We start from the raw sequence: 22,961 nt of genomic DNA, 5'->3' as shown, positions 1-22,961 counted from the left end.
AGCGTCATTCGCTCGGCAAATAGCCAATCACTTCATTCGATTCTGATTCAACGAGCACTTGTGGAATCTCGACCGTGCGCTGTGAATCAGAAGGAAACGTGACGAGCCAGGCCCTTGACCCTTCAAAGCGTGAATCAATTAATTCAAAACGATCGTCGACTGTGATGGATTGAATCGTGGCCTGTTTGCCATCTTCGTCGGTTGGTAGCCAATCCATATTGTTTAGATATTCAATTGCATGATTTATGATGACTTTCTCATCATCCGGTGGTATAGGTGATGAGGTGGATGATTGTGTACAGCCGATTAACATGAAGATAGTGAAACAAAGTGCGGTAAAAAGGCGAGTTCGAATCATGATCATTCTCCTTTCCTGTTTGGTTATTTCTTACAGTATAGATGAGGATGACATAAGCGTGTACAAAAAAATCCTGCAGCTGATAGGTCTGCAGGAATCAGGTTATGCTTGAATCGTATCGAGGAATGAACGAATTTGCATCTCCGTCTTGGCGTTTGCCGAGTGGAGGTGTTCTTGCTTTACCCCGTCTTTATAATAGAGAAGTGAAGGGATGCCGCGAACTTCTTGAGCATCAGATAATTCTGGTAGTTCGTCGCGGTCGACGACATGCCAGTTAAACTGTGGATAGTCTTTGACGAGCTCGTCGACATACATGTCGAGACGTTTGCAGTCCGGGCACCATGACGTAGTGAAGACTACCATTCCATGATCTTTTGTGGCTTCGTCAAATTGTTGTGATGAATGAATCGGTTGCATAAACAACTCTCCTTTCTTCTATCTATTTTGTCGGGTTTTAAACGAGTCGTCAACAGATTGGCATTCTCGAATTCATAGAAGAATGTGATACACTTATAAAAATAGCATGATAAGGAAAAGGTGATGGATATGGCGTTACGTCACGCATTGCTCGGGTTATTGACCCACCAGCCTGCGACCGGGTATGCCCTGAACGCGACGTTCAAGGCGCAGATGATTCATTTTTGGAACGCACACCATACACAGATTTATCGGGAACTGTTAAAGATGGAAGAAGATGACCTCGTCTCAGCGGAGCATATTTCGCAACAGGAGTTGCCTGATAAGAAAATCTACTCGATCACGGACCAAGGACGTGAGGAGTTGATCAACTGGCTACGTCAACCGACATCGTTTCAACCAAAAATGAAAGATGAGAACCTTTTGCGAGTCAGTTTGCTTCAATTGCTTCCAGTCGAAGAAGCGGTCCGATATATCGAAGAGACAAAAGCCCATCACGAACAAGTTGCCCAACAAATTCGAATGTTCCAGGAAGAACATCAATCTGATGAAGATACGCTCGGTTATTTATTGACGAGTGAATATGCGATTCGGATGATGGAAAACTATGCCGGATGGGCAAACTGGGCAATCGAACAGATTAAAACGCGCAATGAAAAACACGTGACCTGAAACAGTTCAGGTCACGTGTTTTGTATAAGGATGGATTGGCAGACGGGCGAGTAGTCGATCAAGCGCTTCTTCATCGATTTCAGTCTCGTACGCGCGAATCGTCTCGTTCAATTGCTTCACTGAAGAGGCACCCGGTAAAACGACGTCACAGAACCGCTTAGCGGCTTCGAGTGCATACGCCTGAATCGGATTAGGCATCATCGCCAATTCACTGGCAAGTTCCTCTTTTCGCCACGCCTCAAATCCTTTATCCCCGAGTCGTGTCTCCCATTCATCCGTCAGTAATCCTTTGGCAAGAACACCACGTCCAACGATTGGAATCGACAAATCAAGCGTCTCTGGTCGTCGGTCAAGAAGGGAATACGGCGTCATGAGTACATCGAGAGCTCCAGAAGCGACCCAATGTTTGATGACGTTCGGTCGAATGGACGAGAGTCCGATTTGTCGGATGAAACCGTCACGCTTTTGTTTTTGCGCCCATTCAATCGTTGCGTCGAGATCGTCCTCGAGCGTACCACCGTGAATGTAATATAAATCTAGATAATCGGTTTGCAATCGCTCGAGCGATCCGTGTAACGCTTCCTCTAAGTAGGACGGATCAGGATTCCAGCGCATCCCGTCCTCAGTCAGTTCATTTCCACCTTTACTCGCTAAAAAGAGTTGTTTTCGTTCCTGACCTAACGTTTCCCCGATTACGCGCTCGACAGCTTGTCGTGCATAGACATCTGCTGTATCGATATGGCGAATCCCCGATTGAATGGCCGTCTCGAGGATCTTCTTTGCCTCAATTTCTCCATGTTTCAAAATGGTCATCGTTCCGAGTCCGAGTTCACTCATATGGATTCCTCCTTGTTCGAAATGTTGGTTTGACTCATAATCAGAGTATATCGAAAAGTGAGGAGTAATCATATGGAAGAAAAAACGATTGAGCGGGAAGTCATCTACGAAGGTAAGATTTTCGATGTGGAAAAGCATGTCGTCTCCCTTCCGAATGGAAACACGTCTGTGCGAGAACTCGTCTATCACAACGGTGCTGTTGCCGTGCTCGTCATCGAAGAATCGGACAAAATTGTCATGGTAGAGCAGTATCGAAAAGCGTTTGAATCGATGTCGCTTGAAATCCCAGCAGGCAAACTTGAAAAAGGGGAAGAACCGGTATCGAGTGCCGAACGTGAGTTAGCTGAAGAGACCGGATATACGGCGGAGTCGCTCGAAAAGATTTTTTCTTTCTACGGAGCCCCAGGTTTTTGCAGTGAGCGAGTCGATGTGTTTGTCGCGAAAGGATTATCAGCGGGTGAAATGAATCTTGACGAGGATGAGTTTTTAAACGTGAAACGATATTCTTTTGAAGAGGCGGTTGATTTGTTAGACAGAGGTGTCATCACCGATGCGAAGACAATCATGGCGATACAATGGTGGCAATTGTCTAGATTAAAATAATTCTAATCTGAAATTTTATATGGTAAACTTACATAGTAATGATTTTAAATTGAAAATTGATTAAAACTTCGGTATGCTTTGTGTAGTGAACTATGTAAAGAGGGGGCGCCTTATGGAAACGCGAATTGAACGAATTAAACAGCAATTGAGCGCCAAAGGATATAAATTGACACCGCAACGTGAATCGACGGTTCGCATCTTACTTGAGAATGAGAGTGACCATTTGAGTGCCGAGAACGTCTTTATGCTCGTCAAGAGCATCGCACCAGAGATCGGACTCGCAACGGTGTATCGCACACTTGAGTTATTGACTGAACTCGGTGTTGTCGACAAAGTCAACTTCGGTGACGGGGTCGCACGCTTTGATTTGCGTCCTGAAGGGGCGAATCATTCGCACCACCATCTCGTCTGTGTCGAATGCGGCTCGGTCGAAGAAATCATGGAAGATTTGCTCGTCGATGTCGAGAAAAAAGTCGAGAGCAAATACGAATTTCTCATTAAAGACCATCGCTTGACGTTTCACGGCATCTGTAAAGTATGCCAAGCAAAAGGCGTCACGCTCGAAGGTCATAAAGCAGTGATCAACGGTTAAAAGATGAAGGACAGACGGCCCAATCGGGTCATCTGTCCTTTTTTCAATGAGTAATGTATCGTTCAAGAACTCTTGAAATCCCGTCTTCATTGTTTGATGTCGTGACTTCACTCGCTATGTCAATCAGTGCCCCGACTGCATTTCCCATGGCAATTCCGATTCCTGCGTACTCAATGATTGAACGGTCGTTATGACCATCTCCGAAAGCAATGACCTGTTCACGGTCAATCGACAATTCTTCAAAGACGTGACGAAGCGCTTTCGCTTTATCGATTCCTAAATCGGTGAATTCGTAATACATCGCTGCCGTGAACATACTCGTGACCCGATCGTCAAAAGGGTCTGCCATAGCAGGTGCGACTTCTTGTAAATAATCAGGTTGACCTGCGACGAGGATTTTATGAACAGGGAACTCGATGATGTCTCTTAAATTCGGCTCTTCGCGTAGTTGGAATCGTCCGCCTCTCGACTCGTATTCGATGATGTTAACGAGTTGTCCGTTCACCTCAATCATTCCGGCAAATACATCTTTTACATACATATACGTTTCATCGTTAATCATCGGGATGACGTCGAATTTCTCTAAATGCTCTAAAATCGAGCGAACATTATCGATTTGCATCGGTTGTTCAAATAATGTCTCATCTGTCGTAGCGTCCGTGACACAAGCTCCGTTTGAAGAGACAATCAGCCCATTGTACTCGTGTAGTCTCAACTCTTCAGCATATGGCAACATCCCGCGCTTCGGACGGCCAGAGGCAAGAACGACTTTGACACCTTGTCGTTGTAATGCCATGAGCGTGCACTTCGTCTGTTCGGTAATCAATTTCTGGTCATTCAACAGCGTTCCGTCTAAATCAAGTAAAATAGCCTGAATCATATTGTTCGCTCCTTTTCAAATTAGATGGTCAACTCGATTTTATTTCCTTCTGGGTCGAGACAGACACTTTCGTAATAGCCGTCCCCGGTCGTCCGTGGGCCGTCCACGTGTGTGTATCCGTCGAGTCGAAGCCGCTCCGTCAACGTATCTACCGCTTGCTTACTTTCGAGTGAGAAGGCGATGTGGGCATATCCGATCATTTCTTTCGTATGCTTCACAAGATCTGGTCGGTGCATCAATTCGATTCGACAACTTGAATCAGGAAACGTCAAAAAATACGATTCAAATCGCTTCGATGGATTTTCATATTTCTCATTCGATTGGGCGTCGAAGTAGGTCTCATAAAACATGCGCATGTTCTCAAGATTTTCGACCCAAAGCGCAATATGCTCAATTCTCATGTAGGCTCCTCCTATGTTGTTCGTCTAATCCTTTGATTCAATCGCTCTGTACTAAAAAGCATCCCCATCATGATCATGACTGTCACGAGTGGCAGGAAGCCAAGTGACGTTTGAGAGACGAGCAAACCAAACAATGGTGGTAAAAACGTACTTCCGGTGTAAGCGAATGCCATTTGGAAACCCATCAATCGTTTTGATTGGGCAGACCCGAACCGGTTCGGTGTATCGTGAAGCATACTCGGATAAATCGGAGCCAATCCGAATCCAATCAATATCAAGCCGACTAACATCGTCGCGGATGTCGGGATGAAAAAGAAAATACTACCGAGAAGGGCAAGCGATTGTCCCATCCGAATCATCTGTTTGTTTGTGAAACGGAATGAGAGAAACCCGCTCACGAATCGCCCGAGCGTGATACTACCGTAATAGATTGACACCCATGCCGCAGCCGTCGCGATCGAAAATTGTTTCGTCTGCACGAGGTAACTACTTGTCCATAAGCCAATCAATGCTTCGACCCCGCAATAAAGTAAAAACGTGACCAATGCATAAGAAATTCCAAGTGGAAACTGTCGTTCGAGCGTCGTGACGGCTGTTTCTTGATGGTGTGTAATTGACTGACCTTTCTGTTTCCAGAGTGGGAAGGACAGCAATAACACGAGGGCCAAACCGAACTGAACTGCAGCGATGATCAAATAGCCGTCACGCCATCCATTCTCCGTCAACACTCCCGCCATGACGAGTGGTCCACCGGTTGCGCCAATCCCCCAAAAACAGTGTAACCAATTCATATGATGTGCTTCGTAGTGTTCTGCAACGTAATGATTCAGTGCGGCATCGACGGCACCTGCCCCTAAACCAAGCGGAATGGCTAATGCGAACAGCCAACCAATTGAAGGCGCCCAATAGAAACCGAACAGACAGAGCGCGGTCAGTAGCGTTGAACCGAATGTGACTTGTTTCGTGTCAAAGTGCTCTAATAGTTTGCCGCTGAGTATACTCGACAGAATCGTTCCGCCAGCAATTGTCATGAAAATCCAACCGACCATCGATAATGGGGCTGAAAACTCTTGATGCATGAGTGGCCAACCGACACCGAGCAGGGCATCCGGGAGACCGAGGCTGATAAACGCGATATAAATTACAGCCAATAATAAAATCGTCATACGTCACCTCGTTGTATGGTTTCGAGCGTCAATTCAATGCCGAGTCGGGCCAGTCCCGAAAAATAATCTTCCTCCCATTGCCCGATTCGAAGGACGGGAATGTGACGGGAGGGAAGGTATCGTTCGCAGGCACGGTTAATGCGAAGCAAATCCTCTTGAACGAGATCGACATCTGAGAAAATAAATGCGTGGGGGTTGAGTGTCGCAGCAAACGTAGCGACGAGACGTCCCAATGCATCAATTTCTTCTTTCTTCAGAACGTTTGGTCCATAAGGCTTATCTTTAATACGGTCATAAAACGATGCATCATCATAAAGCGGAAGAAATGAAACTTCTCCACTAAACCCGGATTGTCCACGAGCGACGTGTCCATCGAACAAGATACCAGCACCAGGACCATTCTTCCCGAGACCGAGATAGACGATGGACTGATGTGTTGTCGTCTCATCTCGTTTAGAAAATCCATAAACGGCGGCATTCATATCATTTTCAATGACGACGGGAAGTCCTGTTCGTTCCATCAACCAGTGTTTTAAATCTAGGTGCGCAAGCGACGGGTATTCTGGGGCGAAAACAATCCGACCCATGTCTACAGCAGCGGCGACTCCGACAGAAATCGCTCCGATTTTTGTCTTGTCCTCAATAAACGGATCAACTAGTTCTCCTAATGCTTCTAAATGACTATCGGTGATTAGGGACACTCCATCTTCTACAATCTGATGTTGACAGTCAATCAAGCGGTAGCGAATCTCTCTCGCTTCGATATATAACGTCAAACAGTGACGGAATTCAGGATTATACCCATAACTTTTTGCAGGGCGCCCACCTTCTGGCGCCTTCTGACCATGTTCGATGACTTCCCCACGTACAATCATGTCATCGATCATCTTTTTGATGGTAGGGAATGAAACGTGTGTGACTTTACTCAATTCAGAGATTGTCGATACGCTATACAGAGCCATCTGCTTTCGGATATCAACTAGTAATTCATGTTGTGGATCTTTCAACACGACCACACTCCAGTCTACTTTTTAAAATATTTTAATAAGTCATTTGTAGTATATCGTTCCGAATTGGAATATGCCAGAAAAATTAAAAAATAGAACAATGACACATCACCTTTTATGTTCACAAAAAAGTGATTAAAAAATGAGGTCAGACATCTTCACAACAGTTTACATAAGTGATATGCTGTAAGCGTATTCAGGTGAAACGAGGAAGGAGGAGGGTATGATGCGTTCGCATATCGAGTCATTTCTTCAGTACATGACGGTTGAAAAGCGGATGTCCGCCAACACGAGACAGGCGTATGCGAGCGATTTGACGCAATACGCATCGACCTTAAACCAGTTGGGGGTGAAAGATTGGAACGACGTGACACGTTCTCATATCGTAAAGCATATCGAAGAACTGTCACAGGCGGGACGTGCTTCGTCCTCTTTGAGACGAGCTGTCAGTTCAATCCGGATGTTCCATCATCATCTAAAAATGACCGGGGTCACGACGACTGATCCGTCTCTGTATCTAGAGACGCCAAAAGCAGAAAAGCAACTTCCGGATACTTGGTCGCAACAGGAAGTCGAGCGTCTCTTAGATAGCGTCCCGACATCCGATCCGCTCTCACTTCGGGACCGTGCGATGCTCGAGTTGCTTTACGGGACCGGAATGCGGGTCAGTGAACTTTTAGGTCTTGATTTGGATGATTTGCAGTTCGAATTGGGGTATCTACAATGTGAAGGGAAAGGCGAGCGCGCTCGAATCATTCCGGTTTCGTCGGTCGCGCAAGGGTTTGTCGAGCGGTATATTCAACAAGCCCGAAACGGACTCGGCGGCAGAGAGACCGAAGCGCTCTTTTTAAACGGCAGAGGTGGACGGCTCAGTCGTCAAGGATTTTGGAAGATGATCAAACGACGTGCCAAGCTTGCCGGAATTGATAAGGAGATCACACCTCACGTTCTCCGTCATTCTTTTGCGACACACTTGCTCGAGAACGGCGCAGACTTACGTGCCATTCAACAAATGCTCGGTCATGCGGATTTAGCGACGACGCAAGTGTATACACACGTCAATAAGTCGCGGCTACATGATGTGTATCGCAAGCATCACCCTCGTGCCTAGACATTGAAAAGGAGGAATTTTTTGTGAAGAAGTTTAAACGCATTTTTTTAGTGGTCATGGACTCGGTCGGTATCGGTGAAGCACCGGATGCTGAACAGTTCGGTGACAAAGGGGCCGATACGCTCGGACATATCGCTCGTGAACATAACGGATTGAACATGCCGAATATGGGAAAACTCGGACTCGCGAACATTAAACCGATTCAAGGAATCGACGTGTCGGAGACGCCAAGTGCATATGGTCGTATGGAAGAAATCTCGGCTGGTAAAGATACGATGACAGGGCACTGGGAAATCATGGGTCTTCATATCGAGACGCCGTTCCGCGTTTTTGAAGAATTCCCGGACGATTTGATTCATCGTCTAGAAGAGTTCAGTGGTCGAAAAATCATCGGAAACAAGCCGGCATCAGGTACGGCCATCTTGGATGAGCTTGGTGAAGAACATGTCGAGACAGGCGCGCTCATCGTTTATACATCAGCAGATTCGGTCCTACAGATCGCCGCGCACGAAGAGATTGTGCCAATCGACGAGTTGTACCGGATTTGTGAATACGCGCGTGAGATTACACGTGAAGACCCGTATATGCTCGGTCGAATTATCGCCCGTCCGTTCATCGGCACACCGGGTGCATGGGTACGTACAGCAAATCGCCATGACTACGCACTCAAGCCTTTCGGTAAGACAGTCATGAATACGCTCGAAGAGGCAGGGAAAGATGTCATCGCTCTCGGGAAAATCAGTGATATTTATGACGGTGAGGGCGTGACGAAAGCGGTCCGTACGAAATCGAATATGGACGGGATGGACAAGTTGGTCGAATCACTCGAGGAAGATTTCGAAGGACTTTGCTTCTTGAACTTGGTCGACTTTGACGCATTGTTCGGTCATCGTCGCGATCCAGAAGGCTACGCCGTCGCGCTTGAAGAATATGATGCCCGTTTAACTGAAGTGATGGAACGTCTCCGTGAAGACGACTTGCTCATCATCACGGCGGACCACGGGAATGACCCAGTACATGCTGGTACAGACCACACGCGTGAATATGTACCGCTCATCGTACATCACACTGGAGCGAAAGCAGTTGATTTAGGCATTCGAGGTACGTTTGCAGATATCGGTGCGACAGTGGCTGACAACTTTGACGTTGCGGCACCATCAAACGGAAAGAGTTTCTTAAACGAAATTTGAGGAGGCAATATTCATGGTAAATTGGAACGAAACAAAAGCGTTTTTGCAGGAGCGTATGGGCGCAACACCAGAAATCGGACTTATTCTCGGGTCAGGCCTTGGAGTCCTCGCGGACGAAATTGAGAATCCGGTTGCAATCCCTTATGAAGAGATTCCACACTTCCCAGTATCAACTGTCGAAGGGCATGCGGGACAACTCGTGTTCGGAGAACTTGAAGGAAAACGCGTCGTCGCGATGCAGGGACGGTTCCACTTCTATGAAGGATACTCGATGGAACAGGTGACGTTCCCTGTTCGTGTCCTCAAATTGATCGGTGTCGAGACACTCATCGTCACGAACGCGGCGGGCGCGTGTAACGAGTCGTTCAACCCTGGTGATTTGATGATCATCACGGATCACATCAACTTCTTCGGGACGAGCCCACTCATCGGGAAGAATGCGAGTGAATTCGGGACTCGCTTCCCAGATATGTCAGAAGCGTACGATAAAGAACTCGTGAAATTGACAGAACGCGTCGCTTCAGACCTCGGACTCACTGTCCAAAAAGGGGTTTACTTCGGGAACACAGGTCCAACTTACGAGACACCAGCAGAAGTAAAAATGGCACGTCTTCTCGGTGGTGACGTCGTCGGGATGTCGACGGTACCAGAAGTCATCGTCGCGCGTCACTCGGATATGCGCGTCCTCGGAATTTCGTGTGTCTCGAACATGGCGGCAGGGATTTTAGATCAACCACTCAACCATGAAGAAGTCATCGAGACGACGGAACGTGTCCGTCAAGACTTCCTTTCACTCGTGCGCGGCACGATTAAAAGCATGTAAGTAACTTATTTCTAGGAGGACGACAGTTATGCGTATGGTCGATTTGATTTTGAAAAAACGTAACGGTGGAGAATTGAACGAAGAGGAGATTCGCTTCGTCGTCGAAGGATTCACGAACGAAACAATTCCTGACTATCAGATGTCGGCATTGTCGATGGCCATCTATTTCAACGGGATGACTGAAAAGGAGACGGCAGCCTTGACGATGGAAATGGTGAAGTCGGGTGATACGATCGATCTTTCGAACATCGAAGGGAAGAAAGTCGATAAGCACTCAACGGGTGGAGTCGGTGACAAGATCAGCTTGATCGTCGCACCACTCGTCGCGTCAATCGGTATCCCGGTTGCAAAAATGAGTGGTCGTGGACTTGGACATACGGGTGGTACGATCGATAAACTCGAATCGTTCCCAGGTTTTAACGTCGAATTGACGGAAGAACAATTCACGAAACAAGTAAATGATATTAAGATGTCGATTATCGGTCAGACGGGGAACTTGACGCCAGCTGACAAACGACTTTATGCCCTCCGTGATGTGACGGCTACCGTTGAGTCCATTCCACTCATCGCGAGTTCAATCATGTCGAAGAAGATCGCAGCTGGAGCTGACAGTATCGTCCTCGACGTCAAGACGGGTTCTGGTGCGTTCATGAAGTCGTTCGATGATGCGAAAGCACTCGCAGAAGAGATGGTCGCAATCGGGAAGAACGTCGGTCGTAAAACGGTCGCTGTCATCACCGACATGGACCAACCGCTCGGCTTTGAAATCGGGAACGCGAACGAAGTAAAAGAAGCGATTGAAGTCCTTTCAGGTAAGGAAGTAGAAGACTTGAAAACAATCGCCCTCACCATTGCGGGACACATGGCTGTTCTTGGTGATTTCTATCCAACGTTTGACGAAGCATATGCAGACCTTGAAAAACGAATTGCTGACGGTCATGCCCTCGAGGTGTTCCGTAAGTTCGTCGAAGCACAAGGTGGAGACGCGTCGCTCGTCGATGACGTGACAAAATTACCTCAAGCTTCCTATGAGACGACATTCGTCGCAAAAGAAGCAGGTTATGTCGAGTCAATCATCGCAGACGAAGTCGGTGTCGCAGCGATGCTTCTCGGAGCGGGTCGTGCGACGAAAGAAGACAAGATCGACTTCGCGGCAGGCATCACGCTCGAGAAGAAAGTTGGCGACCGTGTCGAGGCGGGCGATGTGATTGCCGTGCTCCGCTCGAACATGGAAGACATGTCTTCGGCTGTCGAACGTTTAGATCACGCGTATACAATCGGTGCGACGAAACCAGAAGCTCGCCCACTCGTTCACGCTGTCATCCAATAAGGCAGAACGTCTGTTTCCACAAAAAAAGTGGAGACAGACGTGTTTTTTTGATAAGATGGGTAATGTGAGTGTAAAACAGCAGGATACATATTCAAATAAAGGGGTTGCTTGAAACATGAAAAAAGGTTCTATGAAACTTGAAAATGGCGAAATGATTGAATTTGATTTATTCCACAACGAGGCACCGATCACGGTCGAAAACTTCGAAAAACTTGCGAACAGCGGGTTCTACAATGGATTAACATTCCACCGTGTCATTCCTGGATTCGTCAGCCAAGGCGGTTGCCCGGATGGTACTGGAATGGGTGGCGCTGGTTATACGATTCCATGTGAGACATCGACTTCTTTCCCACACAAACACGAAGCGGGATCACTCTCGATGGCACACGCAGGACGTAACACAGGGTCTTCACAGTTCTTCATCGTCCATGAGCCACAACCACACTTGGATGGCGTCCATACGGTTTTCGGTAAAGTGACATCTGGTCTTGAACATGCCGTCAAACTTCGTCAAGGAACGAAGATGGCAGAAGTGAAGGTTTGGGACGAGAATTGATTTTTGCCTGAAGGTTATGGCACAATGAACCATGTCTCTCACGTCTTCACATCGTGAAACTTGAATGACTAAAGGTGGTGAACCCAGCGATGCTGGTCAAATATAAACGTTCTTATGAAAAGACGGCGATGGGTCTACTTGCATTCTCATGCAGTGACAAATCTCCGCTTAGCTTGCTTGAACTCGTCCGATCGTATGACGAGGAAGAGTCGAAGTTCCTCTATTTATGGAAAGTCGGTGAAGACTTCGTCGGCATCATTGGAATGGAGCAGCAAGGAACGACGATGGTCATCGACCATATCGCCCTGTCGCCATCATTCCGTGGCGAGAAACGTTCTTACGAGCTTCTAGACGAGGTGAGAAACGTACTTCCACTTGATTTGACGTTAACCGGTACAGGCAAGACGGGCGATTTATTGGATAAATGGAATCAATTAGTCGTCTGATGACAAAAACCCCCGTAATCACGATTGTGATTATGGGGGTTTTGCATATTGCATGGAGTAAATCACAAACTCATAAAATGAGGTGGATTCTTGAATCGAGTAACAATCGATGAACTAATCAATCGATTGGAGCAAGTGCTCAGGCAAGAACGAACGCGAGAAGAAATTTCTGACTGGGCATATCAGTGGATGGAACAGTATGAAAATATAGATGGATTTGATTGGACAGCTTCTGACGAGGTGGTTTGGTTTGGTCCTGCTTACAAACGATAGTTGGCATGGATTTACTTGAAACCCTTTCTGAATATTTACATGATCGGAGCAATTTCGAGAGTTGGGTGACGGCGTTTAAGAAGGTGAACTACTCGCCACTTATTTGCTTCGCAAATTGAAGGGGGAGCTTCTTGGGAAGACCGTGCTCTTACTAGCCACAGTTGTTTACCAAGCTCGTCGGGCAGTCCCTGCCCTGAAGGATTGTCAGTCGGCCAACATCAACAGGTTGATGCTCGCGTTGATGTCACGGTCATGATGCGCGCCACAAACACACGTCCATTCACGGACATCCATCGCCTTCTTCTCGCCCTTTACTCCGCAAGTGGAACAGATTTGAGTGGATGCGTACCAAGGGTCTGCCTTGATGAGTGTCCGTCCGTAGAAGTTTGATTTGTACTCGAGTTGCCGGACGAACTCGTACCAACTGACATCGCCAACCGATTTGGCCAAGCGTCGGTTCTTCATTATGTTGCTCGATTTCAATGTCTCCACGACGATGACTTGGTTCTCGTCAACGATCCGTCTTGACAGTTTGTGAAGGAAGTCCTTGCGTTGGTTGGCAATCTTTTCGTGTTTCTTGGCGAGGATCAGCCTGGCCTTCTCACGGTTCTTGCTCCCGATCTTCTTTCGCGACAGCGCCCGTTGCGCCTTCTTGACCTTCGCTTCGGATTGTCGAAGGAAACGTGGGTTTTCGATTTTCTCCGATACCATCGCGTCGTTCGTCATGACGGCGAAATGTTCCAAACCGAGATCGATCCCGACCTTGTTCTCGGCTGGAATCCATGGTTCATCGTCCTGTTTGACGAGGATGGAGATAAAGAACTTGCCTGTCTTGGTCATCGAGACCGTCGCCGACCGGATGACGCCCTCGAACGGGCGATGTTGTGTGAACCGCACGAACCCGACCTTCGGCAGACGGACCTTGCCCGCCTCGATGCGGATCGTGCCATGCTGGTTGTTCGTCGTGTAGGAGGCGCGCGACCGTCGTCTCGATTTGAAGTTCGGGAAGCCGCCCGTCCCGGCGAAGAACTTCGCGAACGCGGTGTCGAGGTTCAGCTTCGCGTTCGCGAGCGCGAGGCTGTCCGCCTCGGCGAGGAACGGGAACAGGGGCTTGTAGGAGGCGGGTGTCGCCGGTTTCCGTCTCGTTCCGCTCCCCGCTTTCGCCTCCTCGCGGATGGCGATGCGGTCCTCGAGCAGCTTGTTGTAGATGAACCGGGCGCAGCCGATCGTCCGGACCAGGAACTCGGCCTGTGCCGGCGTCGGGTGGAGCCTGTATGTATAGCCCTTCAGCATGTCCGTCCCTCCTCCCTTCAGAAGATCGTGATGTGTCCTCCTCATCCGATACCCGTGGAGGGGGAGGGAAAATCTGACGGGATCACGAACTTTTGTTCGTCACATCTGTCACAGGGGAAAAGACTGTTAGACCGGGCGATTCATCTCCCACCAACGCTGGGCTTCGCTCCGAGACGCTTAGAGGAGGGAGAATTTTCGCCTGATTTAGTTAAAAAAGATCATCATTGATTATGAAAAGGAGACGTTTTGAATCTTGACGTCAACTTCTTGCACGTTGCCTTTTTAAAAGTGCCAACTCCCGTTCCGTGATGACCTCACTCCGGTCACGATGAAGATGCTTGTGGACCAATTCCTCGAACGACAGATCTGTCGATGGGAACGTCGGTTTTAGTGATTCGACCGTGTCACGAACATCCTGTTGTAATGGGAGCTTCGTGTGTAACGGCCATTCATCAAGCTGTGCGATGAAGGCGTCGACATCAAGACCGAGCTCATTTAAATAGGGGGAAGCGATGTCCATCTTTCGACGTAAGAGTCGCAAGCTCTTTTTCGCACCGATTAGATTGTCTCGTCGGAGATGATAGTGAATGACGGCGTATTGAATGAGTGCCGCATAGCCGTGATGACGACGTCCGTCTGCCTGCCACGCTTCTTCTAATACCTCATGACATTCGAAATAATCGGCATGACATTCAAAAAGCAACGTATAATGAATAAAAGGGGTCATGAATCATTTTTCTCCTTTCGTGTCCACGGTGTTATAAAACATGTTATACTAAAGCGCAAAAATGTAAAATGGCAGGTGTCTCTATGGAAGCCTATAACGTTAAAATCGATACGTTCGAAGGTCCACTCGACCTGTTGCTCCATTTGATTGGAAAAATGGAGATTGATATCGTCGACATTTCCGTGGCAGAAGTCACTGACCAGTATGTCGGCTATATTCGCACGATGCAAAAATTTGAACTCGACGTGGCCAGTGAATACTTGGTCATGGCGGCGACGTTGCTCCAGTTAAAGAGCAAGCAGTTGTTACCGCCTGTTCAGGTCGAGGATGAGGATGTTCCAGACTTTAGCGAAGAACCAACACGTGAGGGACTCATTCGTCAATTGATCGAATACAAAGCATATAAAGAAGCAGTCGTTTTTATGCGTGAACAAGAAGAACATCGTCTCGAACTTTACACACGACCGGGAGAAGATTTGACGAACTACATGTCAGAGGAAGTGTCGAAGTACGACGGACCGCTGAACTTCTCAGACCTTCTTCATGCCTATTCTAAAATGATTGAACGGAAACGTTGGAAAGAACGACGCAAAAAGACGATTAAACGCGAAGAACGAACGCTTGAAGAACAGATGACGAGACTTCATGAACACGTTTCTTCTACGCGACAGACATCGTTTTTCGCCTTCTTTGTAGAACGACCGAACGTCTCAGATCTCGTCGTGACGTTTATGGCGCTTCTTGAGCTGATCAAGCTACGGGTCGTCGAAACGAAACAACTTGACCAAGACATTCAAATCTCGTTCATCGAATCATCAAAGAAAGGGGATGAAGCGGTTGCTGTCCTATGAAACGATTATCGAAGGATTGCTATTCGTCGTCGGGGACGAAGGGATGGAAGTCCGAGCGCTCGCAGAAACGCTCGACATCTCAGAGGCTGCTGCGCGAGAACAGCTCAGTAAGTTAGAAGCCTCGTTTAAAACATCGAACCGACCGTTCCAACTCATGGAATCGGCAGGTGTGTACAAACTTGTGACTGTTCCAGATGTGTCTCCCTACATTCAAAAATATGTCGGGACGATGGCGGAGCAGGCACTTTCACGCGCGGCGATGGAGACGCTCGTCATTATCGCCTATAAGCAGCCGGTCACGCGGGCGGACATCGAAGAGGTTCGCGGTGTCAAAGTGGAGCGAGTCATTCATACGCTATTATCAAAAGGGTTAATCGAATCAGCTGGCCGTGCTAAAACAATTGGTCGTGCCAAGTTGTATCGAACGACAGAGCACTTCCTCGACCATTTTGGATTTAACTCGCTCGAGGAATTACCACCATTAACATTTGAGGATGAACTGACAGACGAAGGCGATTTGTTCTTCGGTCAGGAATCACCGAAGCAAGAAGAGAGATTGGAGAAGGATTAATCATATGGAACGTTTGCAAAAAGTAATCGCACAAGCGGGGGTCGCCTCGCGTCGTAAAGCGGAAGAAATGATTTTGGATGGTCGCGTCCGCGTCAACGGGAAAGTGGTACGTGAACTCGGGACGAAAGTCGGACCGAAGTCAGAGATTGAGGTCGATGGCGTCAAAATCGAGCAAGAAGAGCATGTCTACTACGTGCTCTATAAACCGAGCGGCTATGTGTCGACGGTAGAAGACGATAAAGGACGTAAAGTGATCACGGATCTCGTGCCACCAGGGGCACGTGTTTTCCCGGTCGGACGTCTTGACTATAACACGACAGGACTCATCATCTTGACGAATGATGGAGAGTTCTCGAACATGATGACGCATCCGAAATATAAGATTCAAAAGCGCTATGTGGCAAAAGTGAAGAACATCCCTTCTTACTTGGCAATCAAGCAACTGGAGTCAGGTGTTCAGCTCGATGACGGATTCAAAACGGGTAGTGCGAAAGTGAAGATGAAGTCTGTCGACCAGAAAAAGAACACGGCCATCCTTGAGATCGTCATCTCGGAAGGACACAATCGTCAAATCCGTCGCATGGTCGAAGCAATCGGTTCTGAGGTCATCAAACTAAAGCGTGAACAGTTCGGTTTCTTGACGCTCGACGGTCTCAATACCGGCGACTGGCGTGAACTTTCACACAAAGAGATCAGCAAGCTTCGTGAACTCGCGAATCCGACGGTTCCACCTAAACCACGAGGCAAAAAGAAGAAAAAATAACAACAAAAAATCGTCCTGAAATAGGATGATTTTTTTGATTGTGTAAATTGTGTGACAAAAAAATGAAAAAAGTCTGTTAATGTGCGTTTTTAATGTTTTTTCAGTACAATAGCAACTGAAGGATGGTGTGAAAACGATGACAAAAGATCAAAACAAAGACGACCGCATGGAACAAGCGGTCGCGAAAAAGAAAAAGAGGTCATTTTGGCGCTTGATGATTATGACGGTCGTTCTCTTTGCGGGAGCCATCACCGTCATGCAATTGTTCGACCAAGCTGGTAATGACGGACGCATCGAGGCAGGGGACGAGGCACCGAACTTCAAACTCGTCACACTCGACGGTACGACCCTTTATGAACGTGACACATACGAAGGAAAAGGAATGCTTCTCAACTTCTGGGGTACGTTCTGTGAACCTTGTAAGAAAGAAATGCCAGTCGTACAGGAGAATTACGCAACACTCCAAGACATGGGTGTCGATTTTTGGGCGGTGAACGTCGGTGAGACGCCGCTTCGCGTCGATAACTTTGTGAACGACCTCGGTGTCGGTCTCGATTATCCGATCTTGATGGACACGAAGAGTGAAGTCGAGAAAGCCTATGGCATTTATAATTTACCTGTCACATTCGTCATCGATGGTGAAGGAAACGTAATTGAAAAATATGAAGGTGAACTCACGAAAGAGAAATTGATGGAGCTAGCCGAGAAGTCATTGTAAGCGAACGGGGGACGCACAGATGCTAGATATGAAATACGAAGGCGCTGATTTACGGTCAAAGCGTCGTCCTAAATCGGTCATTGACCGGGTGTGGAACTTCTTCGCATCGGTCAAAGTGGGATTGTGGTTGATTGCGCTGATTATTGTCGGCTCGGCAATCGGGACGATTTTCCCTCAAGAAATGTACATCCCACAACAGTTACCTCCAGAGCAATATTACTTGGAGGAATATGGGACGCCAGGTTCGATTTATTATGCACTTGGATTCCACAACCTATATACGTCATGGTGGTATATCGGTCTCATCGTCATGTTGACGCTCTCGCTCATCGTTGTATCGATTGACCGTGGCGTCCCGCTCTATAAAGCGCTAAAGAATCAGCCGGTTAGACGGACAGAGCGCTTTATGAAAGGACAACGCCTCTTCGGACAAGGCGAAGGAACAGACGCTCAAATCGATGAAATGGAAGTGTCGCTCAAGAAAAAACGGTACAGTGTCAAACGAGACGGAGATGCCTTATTGGCTGAAAAACACCGTTTCGGTCGTTGGGGTCCATATGTGAACCACGTCGGCCTCGTCATCTTCTTCCTTGGGGCGATGCTCCGCGTGTTCCCTGCATTCCACACGGATACACTCGAGTGGATTCGTGAAGGAGATACGGTCTCACTAGAGGCGACAGATGGGGAATACTATTTACGGAACGACCAGTTCATTCTTGAAATGTATGACCCGGAGAACAATGAGGAAGATGCGAAGTTCGCAGCTGCCATTGAAAAAGCCGGAGCCGTTCCAAAAAACTACGAGACGGAACTGACATTATTTAAGAAGACGGGAACGAACGAGGACGGATCGCCGCAACTCGAACAAGTCGATGTCGGTTCGACGAAAGTCAACCACCCGTTTAAGTTCGAAAAATATGAAGTGTATCAAGAGCAATATTCAAGTCGACCGGAATTCTTGTCGATGTCGTTCATGCTCGTCGATAAACAGACAGGTGACGAGTATGGACCGTTCAAAGTCGACCTCGAGAATCCAGAAAAGTCGTATGACTTAGACGGTGTCACGGTCACATTGAAAGACTTGTATCCTGATTTTGAAGTGAAGGATGGACAACCGAACACGAAATCACCACGTGCACTGAATCCTGCCTTCTTCTTCAATATCGAATCACCTGAAGGCGAGACGGAATCAAACTTAGTCGGTATTCGTCTCAACGTCGCCGATGAAGAGAACCGTTATGATGTCCAGTTTGCAGGTACAGAGATGGCGAGTACGAGTGGACTCCGTGTGAAGAGTGACTCGACGTACCCGATTCTGATCGTCGGTGCGACCATCTTCATGATTGGAATTGTGATGGGTATGTATTGGCCACACCGCCGTGTCTGGATTCGTCGTCATGAAGATGAGGTACTCGTTGCAGGCTTTACGAACAAAAACCCGTCCTCGCTCCGTCGAGAGGTTTCGCCATTATTAGAACAGTCCGGTTTACCGATGTGGGAAGATCAGGCGAGATTTACTTCGAAGCCGGAGAACGAGTCAACAGATGAAAGAGGGGAATCTTGATGGAATGGATTGAATGGAGCAGCCGAATGCTGTTTATCGCATTCTTCCTTTACGCGATCTCGACGGTTCTCTTTACGATTGCCGTTAGTGGTATGCGTAAGGATCGAAACGTCAACCGTGTCGCCTATGGGAAGTATGCCTTCATCTTGGCAATTATCGGATTTATCGCCCAAATGACATATTTCTTTATGCGTTGGGCAGGTGTCGGCTATGCGCCGGTATCAAACTTATATGAATATACGACGTTTTTCGGCATGATGATGGTGCTCGGATTCCTCGTCGTATACGGGATTTATAAAAATGATGTACTCGGATTGTTCGCGATGCCAGTGGCGTTACTCGTCATTGCTTTCGCCTCGATGTTCTCGAGTGAGGTCGCACCGCTCATTCCGGCACTCAACAGTGTATGGTTAAAAATCCACGTCACGACGGCAGCGCTCGGACAAGGGATTTTGGCCATCAGTTTTGCGTCAGGTCTCATTTTCTTATTGAATGAGACATCGATGAAAGAACAGTCTAAATCACGGACGTGGCTTGAAGTGACGATGTTCGTTCTCATGTGTACACTTGGGTTCATCATCGTGTCGATGCTCTTCAAAGGAATCGGTGCCGGTGGAGTCGTCGAATTTACGAATGACCGCGGTCAAGTCGAGACGTATGAATACTTCATGCCAATCCTATTCGTACCAGAAGGTGCACAGCTCTTGTCAGGAGCGAGCGGTTTGTCACTTGAGTTGCCGAATTGGATCAATACACTCAAGTTGAACACGCTCATCTGGTCGGTTATCGGTGGTGTCGTGATTTATGCGTTGCTCCGTTTCGTGATTTTGCGAAAACGCATTGCTGAAGCGCTTCAACCGCTTGCGAAAAAGGTCGACCTCGACCTTGCTGATGAGATCAGCTATCGCTCGGTCGCAATCGGATTGCCTGTCTTTATCCTCGGCGGTCTCATCTTTGCGATGATTTGGGCACAGATTGCGTGGAACCGCTTCTGGGGTTGGGATCCAAAGGAAGTATGGGCCCTCATTACGATGCTCATTTATATTTATTACTTGCATATGCGCATCCAGCGCGGCTGGACCGGAACGAAAGCGGCTTGGTTATGTGTCGGTGGATTTGCCATCATCATGTTCAACCTCGTCTTCGTCAACTTGGTCATCGCCGGTCTACATTCATATGCATGACGCGAAAGAAGTCACAATTGTGACTTCTTTTTCATTTGGTCCATCAAATCATCGTTGTGAAGCGAAATAATAGAGTGGTATAGTTATGGCAGGGAGTGGAATGTTCACAATTGTGCAACATTCGCTACAACTCGTAATGGGTCTTAGGAGGGTTTCTGGTATGGCTGAGAAAACGAAGATTTTAGTAGTCGACGACGAAGAGAGAATTCGCCGACTTTTGAAAATGTACTTAGAACGTGAACAGTATGTGATTGAAGAAGCGGTCAATGGAGAAGAGGCACTCGCTCTCGCTCTTGAAAACGAATACGACGTCATCTTACTTGATTTGATGATGCCGAAAATGGACGGAGTCGAAGTGTGTACAGAACTCCGGAAAACGAAAGCGACACCGGTCATCATGCTTACAGCGAAAGGTGAAGAGATTGATCGTGTCCAAGGATTTGAAGTCGGGGCGGACGATTACATCGTGAAACCGTTCAGTCCGCGTGAGGTCGTTCTTCGCGTCAAGGCACTCCTTCGTCGTTCTGGCTCGACTAAGTTTATGCAGACGAGTGAGAAATCAAAAGATTTGATCGTGTTCCCGCACTTGACGATTGACAATGATGCGCACCGTGTCACGGTCGACGGAGAAGAGATTGCCCTTACACCGAAAGAATATGAATTGCTGTTCTTCCTTGCGAAGCAGGTCGATAAAGTCTTTTCTCGCGAGCAGTTGTTGAAAGAAGTATGGAACTATGAATTTTTTGGAGACCTTCGGACCGTCGATACGCATGTGAAACGTCTTCGTGAGAAATTGAATCGCGTCTCACCAGATGCGGCTCATATGATCACGACTGTATGGGGTGTTGGGTACAAGTTCGAAGCTGCTAGTGAATGATGATTCGGCGAAACAGCATCGTCACGAAACTGTGGCTGACGATTCTCGTTTTGGTCAGCGTCATCTTATTCATCGTCTCGGTATTGATGCTTGAATTTTTCAACTCTTTTCACATCGACCAAGAACGTGGTCACCTCGCCAAACTTGGCGGACAGGTTCAGTCGGTGTTGTTGAATGAAGGTGACACGTCCCAGACGATTGATCAAATCATCGAAGTATATGGTGCGAACTATATTTTAGAAAACGGGACCACGCGCTCAAATTTCGGGAATCAAGTGGACGGGCTGATGGTTGAACTTGAACGTCAAGATTGGGAAACCTATCAGGCAGTCGGAGAAACGGCCATCGGTAATTTCTCTTCTTTTGATGACCAAGCTGCTCTTGCCTACCGGACGACGTTTTCGTTATCGACCGGACAATATACACTCTACTTACTTGAACCACTCGATGCGATTTCGAGTGCAAATGCTGGTGCACGAACAATCATTTTTTGGACTGTTGCTTCTGCCATCATCGTGACGACCGTGTTCGCCTTCTTCTTATCGACGCGGATCACGGCGCCGCTCCGAGCGATGCGGGATGCGGTCAATAAGACGGGGAAAGGACAATTCGACTTGCGTCTTGAGACGAAGACTCGAGACGAAATTGGAGAACTTGCCGCCTCGTTCAACGCGATGAGCAGTCAACTGGCGAAATATGTCGATGCGTTAGACCGAGAACGTCTGCAACTTGCCTCCATTCTTCGTTCGATGGCGGACGGTGTCATCACGCTCGACCGTCACGCAAACGTGATCGTCACCAATCCACAGGCTAGTCCGTTGCTTCAAGACGGTCAGCCGCATGAAGTCGTTCTGTCACTGTATGAAGAAGTGATGGAAGGGACGGCTGAGAAGACGATTGAAGTGAAACAAGATGACCGTTACTATACGTTGACGGTCACGCCGCTCATCGGGGAGGATGATTTCGAAGGAGCTGTCGTCGTCATTCGCGACACATCTGAAAGCCACCGTCTCGATAAGATGCGGACCGATTTCGTGGCGAACATTAGCCATGAACTTCGGACACCGCTCGTGACGCTACAAGGTTATTCAGAGGCAATCATCGACGGGATGACAGAAAGTGACGAGGCGACGAAAGAGTTTGCGTCAATCATTTATGACGAATCTCTTCGACTTGCGCGACTTGTCAACGACTTACTTGATTTGGCCCGCATCGAATCGGGTAAAGAAACGATGCAATTCAGTTCATTCGATATCGGTGATTTCTTGCCACGTGTCATGAGAAAGTTCAATCAAATGGCATCTGAAAAAGAGATTCGATTACAGACGGACGTACCGCATCGACAGATTGAAGCAGACGGTGACCGACTCGAGCAAGTATTCACGAACTTGATCGGCAACGCCATCGCCCATACCGATTCAGGAGAGATTCGAATTGAGGCGACCGAGATGCCTGATGGGTTGCAGATTCGACTGACCGACACAGGACACGGGATCCCGAAAGAGGACTTACCGTTCGTGTTTGAGCGATTCTATAAAGCCGACAAAGCACGGACGAGCGGGTCGAAGACCGGTACCGGGATTGGTTTAGCCATCGTGAAAAATGTGATCGATGCCCATCATGGTACAGTCAGCGTATCGAGCACACTCGGTGTCGGAACGACGTTTGACATTTACTTACCATTTGAACAACCACATATCTCATAATGGTGACTCGTCTGAGTCACCATTTGTGGCATTTTAAGGGGGAAG

Annotated in this window: 27 protein-coding genes; 18 read left to right on the top strand and 9 right to left on the bottom strand. The window is 47.8% G+C overall.

Features of this window, described 5'->3' with window-relative positions; genetic code table 11:
• Nucleotides 1-4: 4 nt before the first annotated feature.
• Entirely contained in the window at nucleotides 5-358 is a 354-nt protein-coding gene (locus tag LCM29_RS05285) for a hypothetical protein (RefSeq protein ID WP_224861366.1), read from the bottom strand.
• A gap of 102 nt (nucleotides 359-460) precedes the next feature.
• Nucleotides 461-775: a thioredoxin family protein gene (locus LCM29_RS05280; RefSeq protein ID WP_012726511.1), complete on the bottom strand. Its 315-nt coding sequence runs from the start codon at nucleotides 773-775 to the stop codon at nucleotides 461-463.
• Nucleotides 776-904: 129 nt separating this feature from the next.
• Between LCM29_RS05280 and LCM29_RS05275 the strand changes: the two genes are divergently transcribed.
• On the top strand, nucleotides 905-1,447 hold the full coding sequence (locus LCM29_RS05275) for a PadR family transcriptional regulator (RefSeq protein ID WP_224861363.1): 543 nt from the start codon (nucleotides 905-907) through the stop codon (nucleotides 1,445-1,447).
• A 6-nt stretch (nucleotides 1,448-1,453) separates the two neighbouring features.
• On the opposite strand, the gene LCM29_RS05270 is transcribed toward LCM29_RS05275, so the two are convergent.
• Nucleotides 1,454-2,284: an aldo/keto reductase gene (locus tag LCM29_RS05270; RefSeq protein WP_224861361.1), complete on the bottom strand. Its 831-nt coding sequence runs from the start codon at nucleotides 2,282-2,284 to the stop codon at nucleotides 1,454-1,456.
• 72 nt (nucleotides 2,285-2,356) lie between these two features.
• On the opposite strand from LCM29_RS05270, the gene LCM29_RS05265 reads away from it, so the two are divergent.
• Both LCM29_RS05265 and LCM29_RS05260 read left to right on the top strand, forming a co-directional pair.
• A complete protein-coding gene (locus LCM29_RS05265; protein ID WP_224861358.1) occupies nucleotides 2,357-2,887 on the top strand; it encodes an NUDIX hydrolase in 531 nt (176 codons plus the stop codon).
• A gap of 112 nt (nucleotides 2,888-2,999) precedes the next feature.
• A complete protein-coding gene (locus LCM29_RS05260) occupies nucleotides 3,000-3,479 on the top strand; it encodes a Fur family transcriptional regulator (RefSeq protein ID WP_012726507.1) in 480 nt (159 codons plus the stop codon).
• A 43-nt stretch (nucleotides 3,480-3,522) separates the two neighbouring features.
• Here LCM29_RS05260 and LCM29_RS05255 read toward each other — a convergent pair whose 3' ends face one another.
• Genes LCM29_RS05255 through LCM29_RS05240 form a run of 4 tightly spaced genes read right to left on the bottom strand, consistent with a single transcriptional unit; the run spans nucleotide 3,523 to nucleotide 6,936 of the window.
• On the bottom strand, nucleotides 3,523-4,359 hold the full coding sequence (locus LCM29_RS05255) for a Cof-type HAD-IIB family hydrolase (protein WP_224861356.1): 837 nt from the start codon (nucleotides 4,357-4,359) through the stop codon (nucleotides 3,523-3,525).
• 20 nt (nucleotides 4,360-4,379) lie between these two features.
• Nucleotides 4,380-4,760 carry a VOC family protein gene (locus LCM29_RS05250; RefSeq protein ID WP_224861354.1) on the bottom strand — a complete coding sequence of 127 codons (381 nt, stop codon included), beginning with the start codon at nucleotides 4,758-4,760 and terminating at the stop codon, nucleotides 4,380-4,382.
• An 11-nt stretch (nucleotides 4,761-4,771) separates the two neighbouring features.
• Nucleotides 4,772-5,926 carry an MFS transporter gene (locus tag LCM29_RS05245; RefSeq protein ID WP_224861352.1) on the bottom strand — a complete coding sequence of 385 codons (1,155 nt, stop codon included), beginning with the start codon at nucleotides 5,924-5,926 and terminating at the stop codon, nucleotides 4,772-4,774.
• The gene (locus tag LCM29_RS05240; protein WP_224861350.1) at nucleotides 5,923-6,936 is read right to left on the bottom strand and encodes an ROK family protein; all 1,014 of its coding nucleotides are present in this window, start codon (nucleotides 6,934-6,936) and stop codon (nucleotides 5,923-5,925) included. The genes LCM29_RS05245 and LCM29_RS05240 overlap by 4 nt, the downstream gene beginning before the upstream one ends.
• A gap of 223 nt (nucleotides 6,937-7,159) precedes the next feature.
• Between LCM29_RS05240 and xerD the strand changes: the two genes are divergently transcribed.
• The 7 genes from xerD to LCM29_RS05205 all read left to right on the top strand — a co-directional run bounded on the left by xerD (nucleotide 7,160) and on the right by LCM29_RS05205 (nucleotide 12,662).
• Nucleotides 7,160-8,044 (top strand): site-specific tyrosine recombinase XerD, encoded by an 885-nt coding sequence (gene xerD / locus LCM29_RS05235; RefSeq protein ID WP_214748184.1) that lies wholly within the window; start codon nucleotides 7,160-7,162, stop codon nucleotides 8,042-8,044.
• Between the two features lie 23 nt (nucleotides 8,045-8,067).
• Nucleotides 8,068-9,234, top strand: coding sequence for a phosphopentomutase (gene deoB, locus LCM29_RS05230; RefSeq protein ID WP_224861348.1), 1,167 nt, complete (start codon nucleotides 8,068-8,070; stop codon nucleotides 9,232-9,234).
• A 13-nt stretch (nucleotides 9,235-9,247) separates the two neighbouring features.
• Nucleotides 9,248-10,057 carry a purine-nucleoside phosphorylase gene (locus LCM29_RS05225; RefSeq protein WP_214874493.1) on the top strand — a complete coding sequence of 270 codons (810 nt, stop codon included), beginning with the start codon at nucleotides 9,248-9,250 and terminating at the stop codon, nucleotides 10,055-10,057.
• 28 nt (nucleotides 10,058-10,085) lie between these two features.
• Nucleotides 10,086-11,387 (top strand): pyrimidine-nucleoside phosphorylase, encoded by a 1,302-nt coding sequence (locus tag LCM29_RS05220; protein ID WP_224861346.1) that lies wholly within the window; start codon nucleotides 10,086-10,088, stop codon nucleotides 11,385-11,387.
• A 115-nt stretch (nucleotides 11,388-11,502) separates the two neighbouring features.
• Entirely contained in the window at nucleotides 11,503-11,943 is a 441-nt protein-coding gene (locus LCM29_RS05215; RefSeq protein ID WP_074033238.1) for a peptidylprolyl isomerase, read from the top strand.
• 89 nt (nucleotides 11,944-12,032) lie between these two features.
• Nucleotides 12,033-12,389: a GCN5 family acetyltransferase gene (locus LCM29_RS05210; RefSeq protein WP_031423428.1), complete on the top strand. Its 357-nt coding sequence runs from the start codon at nucleotides 12,033-12,035 to the stop codon at nucleotides 12,387-12,389.
• A 90-nt stretch (nucleotides 12,390-12,479) separates the two neighbouring features.
• Nucleotides 12,480-12,662 carry a hypothetical protein gene (locus LCM29_RS05205; protein ID WP_214782524.1) on the top strand — a complete coding sequence of 61 codons (183 nt, stop codon included), beginning with the start codon at nucleotides 12,480-12,482 and terminating at the stop codon, nucleotides 12,660-12,662.
• A 204-nt stretch (nucleotides 12,663-12,866) separates the two neighbouring features.
• Here LCM29_RS05205 and tnpB read toward each other — a convergent pair whose 3' ends face one another.
• Both tnpB and LCM29_RS05195 read right to left on the bottom strand, forming a co-directional pair.
• On the bottom strand, nucleotides 12,867-13,955 hold the full coding sequence (tnpB, locus tag LCM29_RS05200; RefSeq protein WP_224862746.1) for an IS200/IS605 family element RNA-guided endonuclease TnpB: 1,089 nt from the start codon (nucleotides 13,953-13,955) through the stop codon (nucleotides 12,867-12,869).
• 259 nt (nucleotides 13,956-14,214) lie between these two features.
• Entirely contained in the window at nucleotides 14,215-14,682 is a 468-nt protein-coding gene (locus LCM29_RS05195; protein WP_224861344.1) for a DUF309 domain-containing protein, read from the bottom strand.
• 83 nt (nucleotides 14,683-14,765) lie between these two features.
• Here LCM29_RS05195 and LCM29_RS05190 point away from each other — a divergent pair, with 83 nt between their 5' ends.
• From LCM29_RS05190 to LCM29_RS05155, 8 genes are all read left to right on the top strand, one after another.
• Complete coding sequence (locus LCM29_RS05190; protein ID WP_214692804.1) at nucleotides 14,766-15,533, top strand: segregation/condensation protein A; 768 nt, start codon at nucleotides 14,766-14,768, stop codon at nucleotides 15,531-15,533.
• On the top strand, nucleotides 15,511-16,104 hold the full coding sequence (gene scpB, locus LCM29_RS05185) for an SMC-Scp complex subunit ScpB (RefSeq protein ID WP_074033229.1): 594 nt from the start codon (nucleotides 15,511-15,513) through the stop codon (nucleotides 16,102-16,104). The genes LCM29_RS05190 and scpB overlap by 23 nt, the downstream gene beginning before the upstream one ends.
• A gap of 4 nt (nucleotides 16,105-16,108) precedes the next feature.
• Entirely contained in the window at nucleotides 16,109-16,867 is a 759-nt protein-coding gene (locus LCM29_RS05180; RefSeq protein WP_074033228.1) for a pseudouridine synthase, read from the top strand.
• A 136-nt stretch (nucleotides 16,868-17,003) separates the two neighbouring features.
• On the top strand, nucleotides 17,004-17,585 hold the full coding sequence (locus LCM29_RS05175) for a redoxin domain-containing protein (protein WP_214782536.1): 582 nt from the start codon (nucleotides 17,004-17,006) through the stop codon (nucleotides 17,583-17,585).
• Nucleotides 17,586-17,604: 19 nt separating this feature from the next.
• Nucleotides 17,605-19,149 (top strand): cytochrome c biogenesis protein ResB, encoded by a 1,545-nt coding sequence (locus LCM29_RS05170; RefSeq protein WP_224861342.1) that lies wholly within the window; start codon nucleotides 17,605-17,607, stop codon nucleotides 19,147-19,149.
• Nucleotides 19,149-20,333 carry a c-type cytochrome biogenesis protein CcsB gene (gene ccsB / locus LCM29_RS05165; protein WP_214692798.1) on the top strand — a complete coding sequence of 395 codons (1,185 nt, stop codon included), beginning with the start codon at nucleotides 19,149-19,151 and terminating at the stop codon, nucleotides 20,331-20,333. Before LCM29_RS05170 ends, ccsB begins: the two co-directional genes overlap by 1 nt.
• Before the next feature lie 160 nt (nucleotides 20,334-20,493).
• Nucleotides 20,494-21,210 (top strand): response regulator transcription factor, encoded by a 717-nt coding sequence (locus tag LCM29_RS05160; protein WP_026825821.1) that lies wholly within the window; start codon nucleotides 20,494-20,496, stop codon nucleotides 21,208-21,210.
• The gene (locus LCM29_RS05155) at nucleotides 21,207-22,916 is read left to right on the top strand and encodes an ATP-binding protein (RefSeq protein ID WP_224861340.1); all 1,710 of its coding nucleotides are present in this window, start codon (nucleotides 21,207-21,209) and stop codon (nucleotides 22,914-22,916) included. Before LCM29_RS05160 ends, LCM29_RS05155 begins: the two co-directional genes overlap by 4 nt.
• Nucleotides 22,917-22,961: the final 45 nt, after the last annotated feature.

This window comes from Exiguobacterium aestuarii (genome assembly GCF_020171655.1).
In the GTDB taxonomy this organism is placed as follows: domain Bacteria; phylum Bacillota; class Bacilli; order Exiguobacteriales; family Exiguobacteriaceae; genus Exiguobacterium; species Exiguobacterium aestuarii_A.
Note: the sequence above shows the minus strand (reverse complement) of the source record. Positions and strands in the feature narration are given on the sequence as shown.

Bases quoted from the DNA above. Each gene is read 5' to 3' on its own strand.
- LCM29_RS05175 (WP_214782536.1), top strand. From the start codon at position 17,004: ATGACAAAAGATCAAAACAAAGACGACCGCATGGAACAAGCGGTCGCG.
- LCM29_RS05190 (WP_214692804.1), top strand. From the start codon at position 14,766: ATGGAAGCCTATAACGTTAAAATCGATACGTTCGAAGGTCCACTCGAC.
- LCM29_RS05270 (WP_224861361.1), bottom strand. From the start codon at position 2,284: ATGAGTGAACTCGGACTCGGAACGATGACCATTTTGAAACATGGAGAA.
- LCM29_RS05215 (WP_074033238.1), top strand. From the start codon at position 11,503: ATGAAAAAAGGTTCTATGAAACTTGAAAATGGCGAAATGATTGAATTT.
- LCM29_RS05280 (WP_012726511.1), bottom strand. From the start codon at position 775: ATGCAACCGATTCATTCATCACAACAATTTGACGAAGCCACAAAAGAT.
- xerD (WP_214748184.1), top strand. From the start codon at position 7,160: ATGCGTTCGCATATCGAGTCATTTCTTCAGTACATGACGGTTGAAAAG.
- LCM29_RS05265 (WP_224861358.1), top strand. From the start codon at position 2,357: ATGGAAGAAAAAACGATTGAGCGGGAAGTCATCTACGAAGGTAAGATT.
- LCM29_RS05250 (WP_224861354.1), bottom strand. From the start codon at position 4,760: ATGAGAATTGAGCATATTGCGCTTTGGGTCGAAAATCTTGAGAACATG.
- LCM29_RS05220 (WP_224861346.1), top strand. From the start codon at position 10,086: ATGCGTATGGTCGATTTGATTTTGAAAAAACGTAACGGTGGAGAATTG.
- LCM29_RS05225 (WP_214874493.1), top strand. From the start codon at position 9,248: ATGGTAAATTGGAACGAAACAAAAGCGTTTTTGCAGGAGCGTATGGGC.
- LCM29_RS05210 (WP_031423428.1), top strand. From the start codon at position 12,033: ATGCTGGTCAAATATAAACGTTCTTATGAAAAGACGGCGATGGGTCTA.
- LCM29_RS05260 (WP_012726507.1), top strand. From the start codon at position 3,000: ATGGAAACGCGAATTGAACGAATTAAACAGCAATTGAGCGCCAAAGGA.
- LCM29_RS05275 (WP_224861363.1), top strand. From the start codon at position 905: ATGGCGTTACGTCACGCATTGCTCGGGTTATTGACCCACCAGCCTGCG.
- scpB (WP_074033229.1), top strand. From the start codon at position 15,511: ATGAAGCGGTTGCTGTCCTATGAAACGATTATCGAAGGATTGCTATTC.
- tnpB (WP_224862746.1), bottom strand. From the start codon at position 13,955: ATGCTGAAGGGCTATACATACAGGCTCCACCCGACGCCGGCACAGGCC.
- LCM29_RS05255 (WP_224861356.1), bottom strand. From the start codon at position 4,359: ATGATTCAGGCTATTTTACTTGATTTAGACGGAACGCTGTTGAATGAC.
- LCM29_RS05285 (WP_224861366.1), bottom strand. From the start codon at position 358: ATGATTCGAACTCGCCTTTTTACCGCACTTTGTTTCACTATCTTCATG.
- LCM29_RS05180 (WP_074033228.1), top strand. From the start codon at position 16,109: ATGGAACGTTTGCAAAAAGTAATCGCACAAGCGGGGGTCGCCTCGCGT.
- LCM29_RS05160 (WP_026825821.1), top strand. From the start codon at position 20,494: ATGGCTGAGAAAACGAAGATTTTAGTAGTCGACGACGAAGAGAGAATT.
- LCM29_RS05195 (WP_224861344.1), bottom strand. From the start codon at position 14,682: ATGACCCCTTTTATTCATTATACGTTGCTTTTTGAATGTCATGCCGAT.
- ccsB (WP_214692798.1), top strand. From the start codon at position 19,149: ATGGAATGGATTGAATGGAGCAGCCGAATGCTGTTTATCGCATTCTTC.
- LCM29_RS05170 (WP_224861342.1), top strand. From the start codon at position 17,605: ATGCTAGATATGAAATACGAAGGCGCTGATTTACGGTCAAAGCGTCGT.
- LCM29_RS05245 (WP_224861352.1), bottom strand. From the start codon at position 5,926: ATGACGATTTTATTATTGGCTGTAATTTATATCGCGTTTATCAGCCTC.
- LCM29_RS05155 (WP_224861340.1), top strand. From the start codon at position 21,207: ATGATGATTCGGCGAAACAGCATCGTCACGAAACTGTGGCTGACGATT.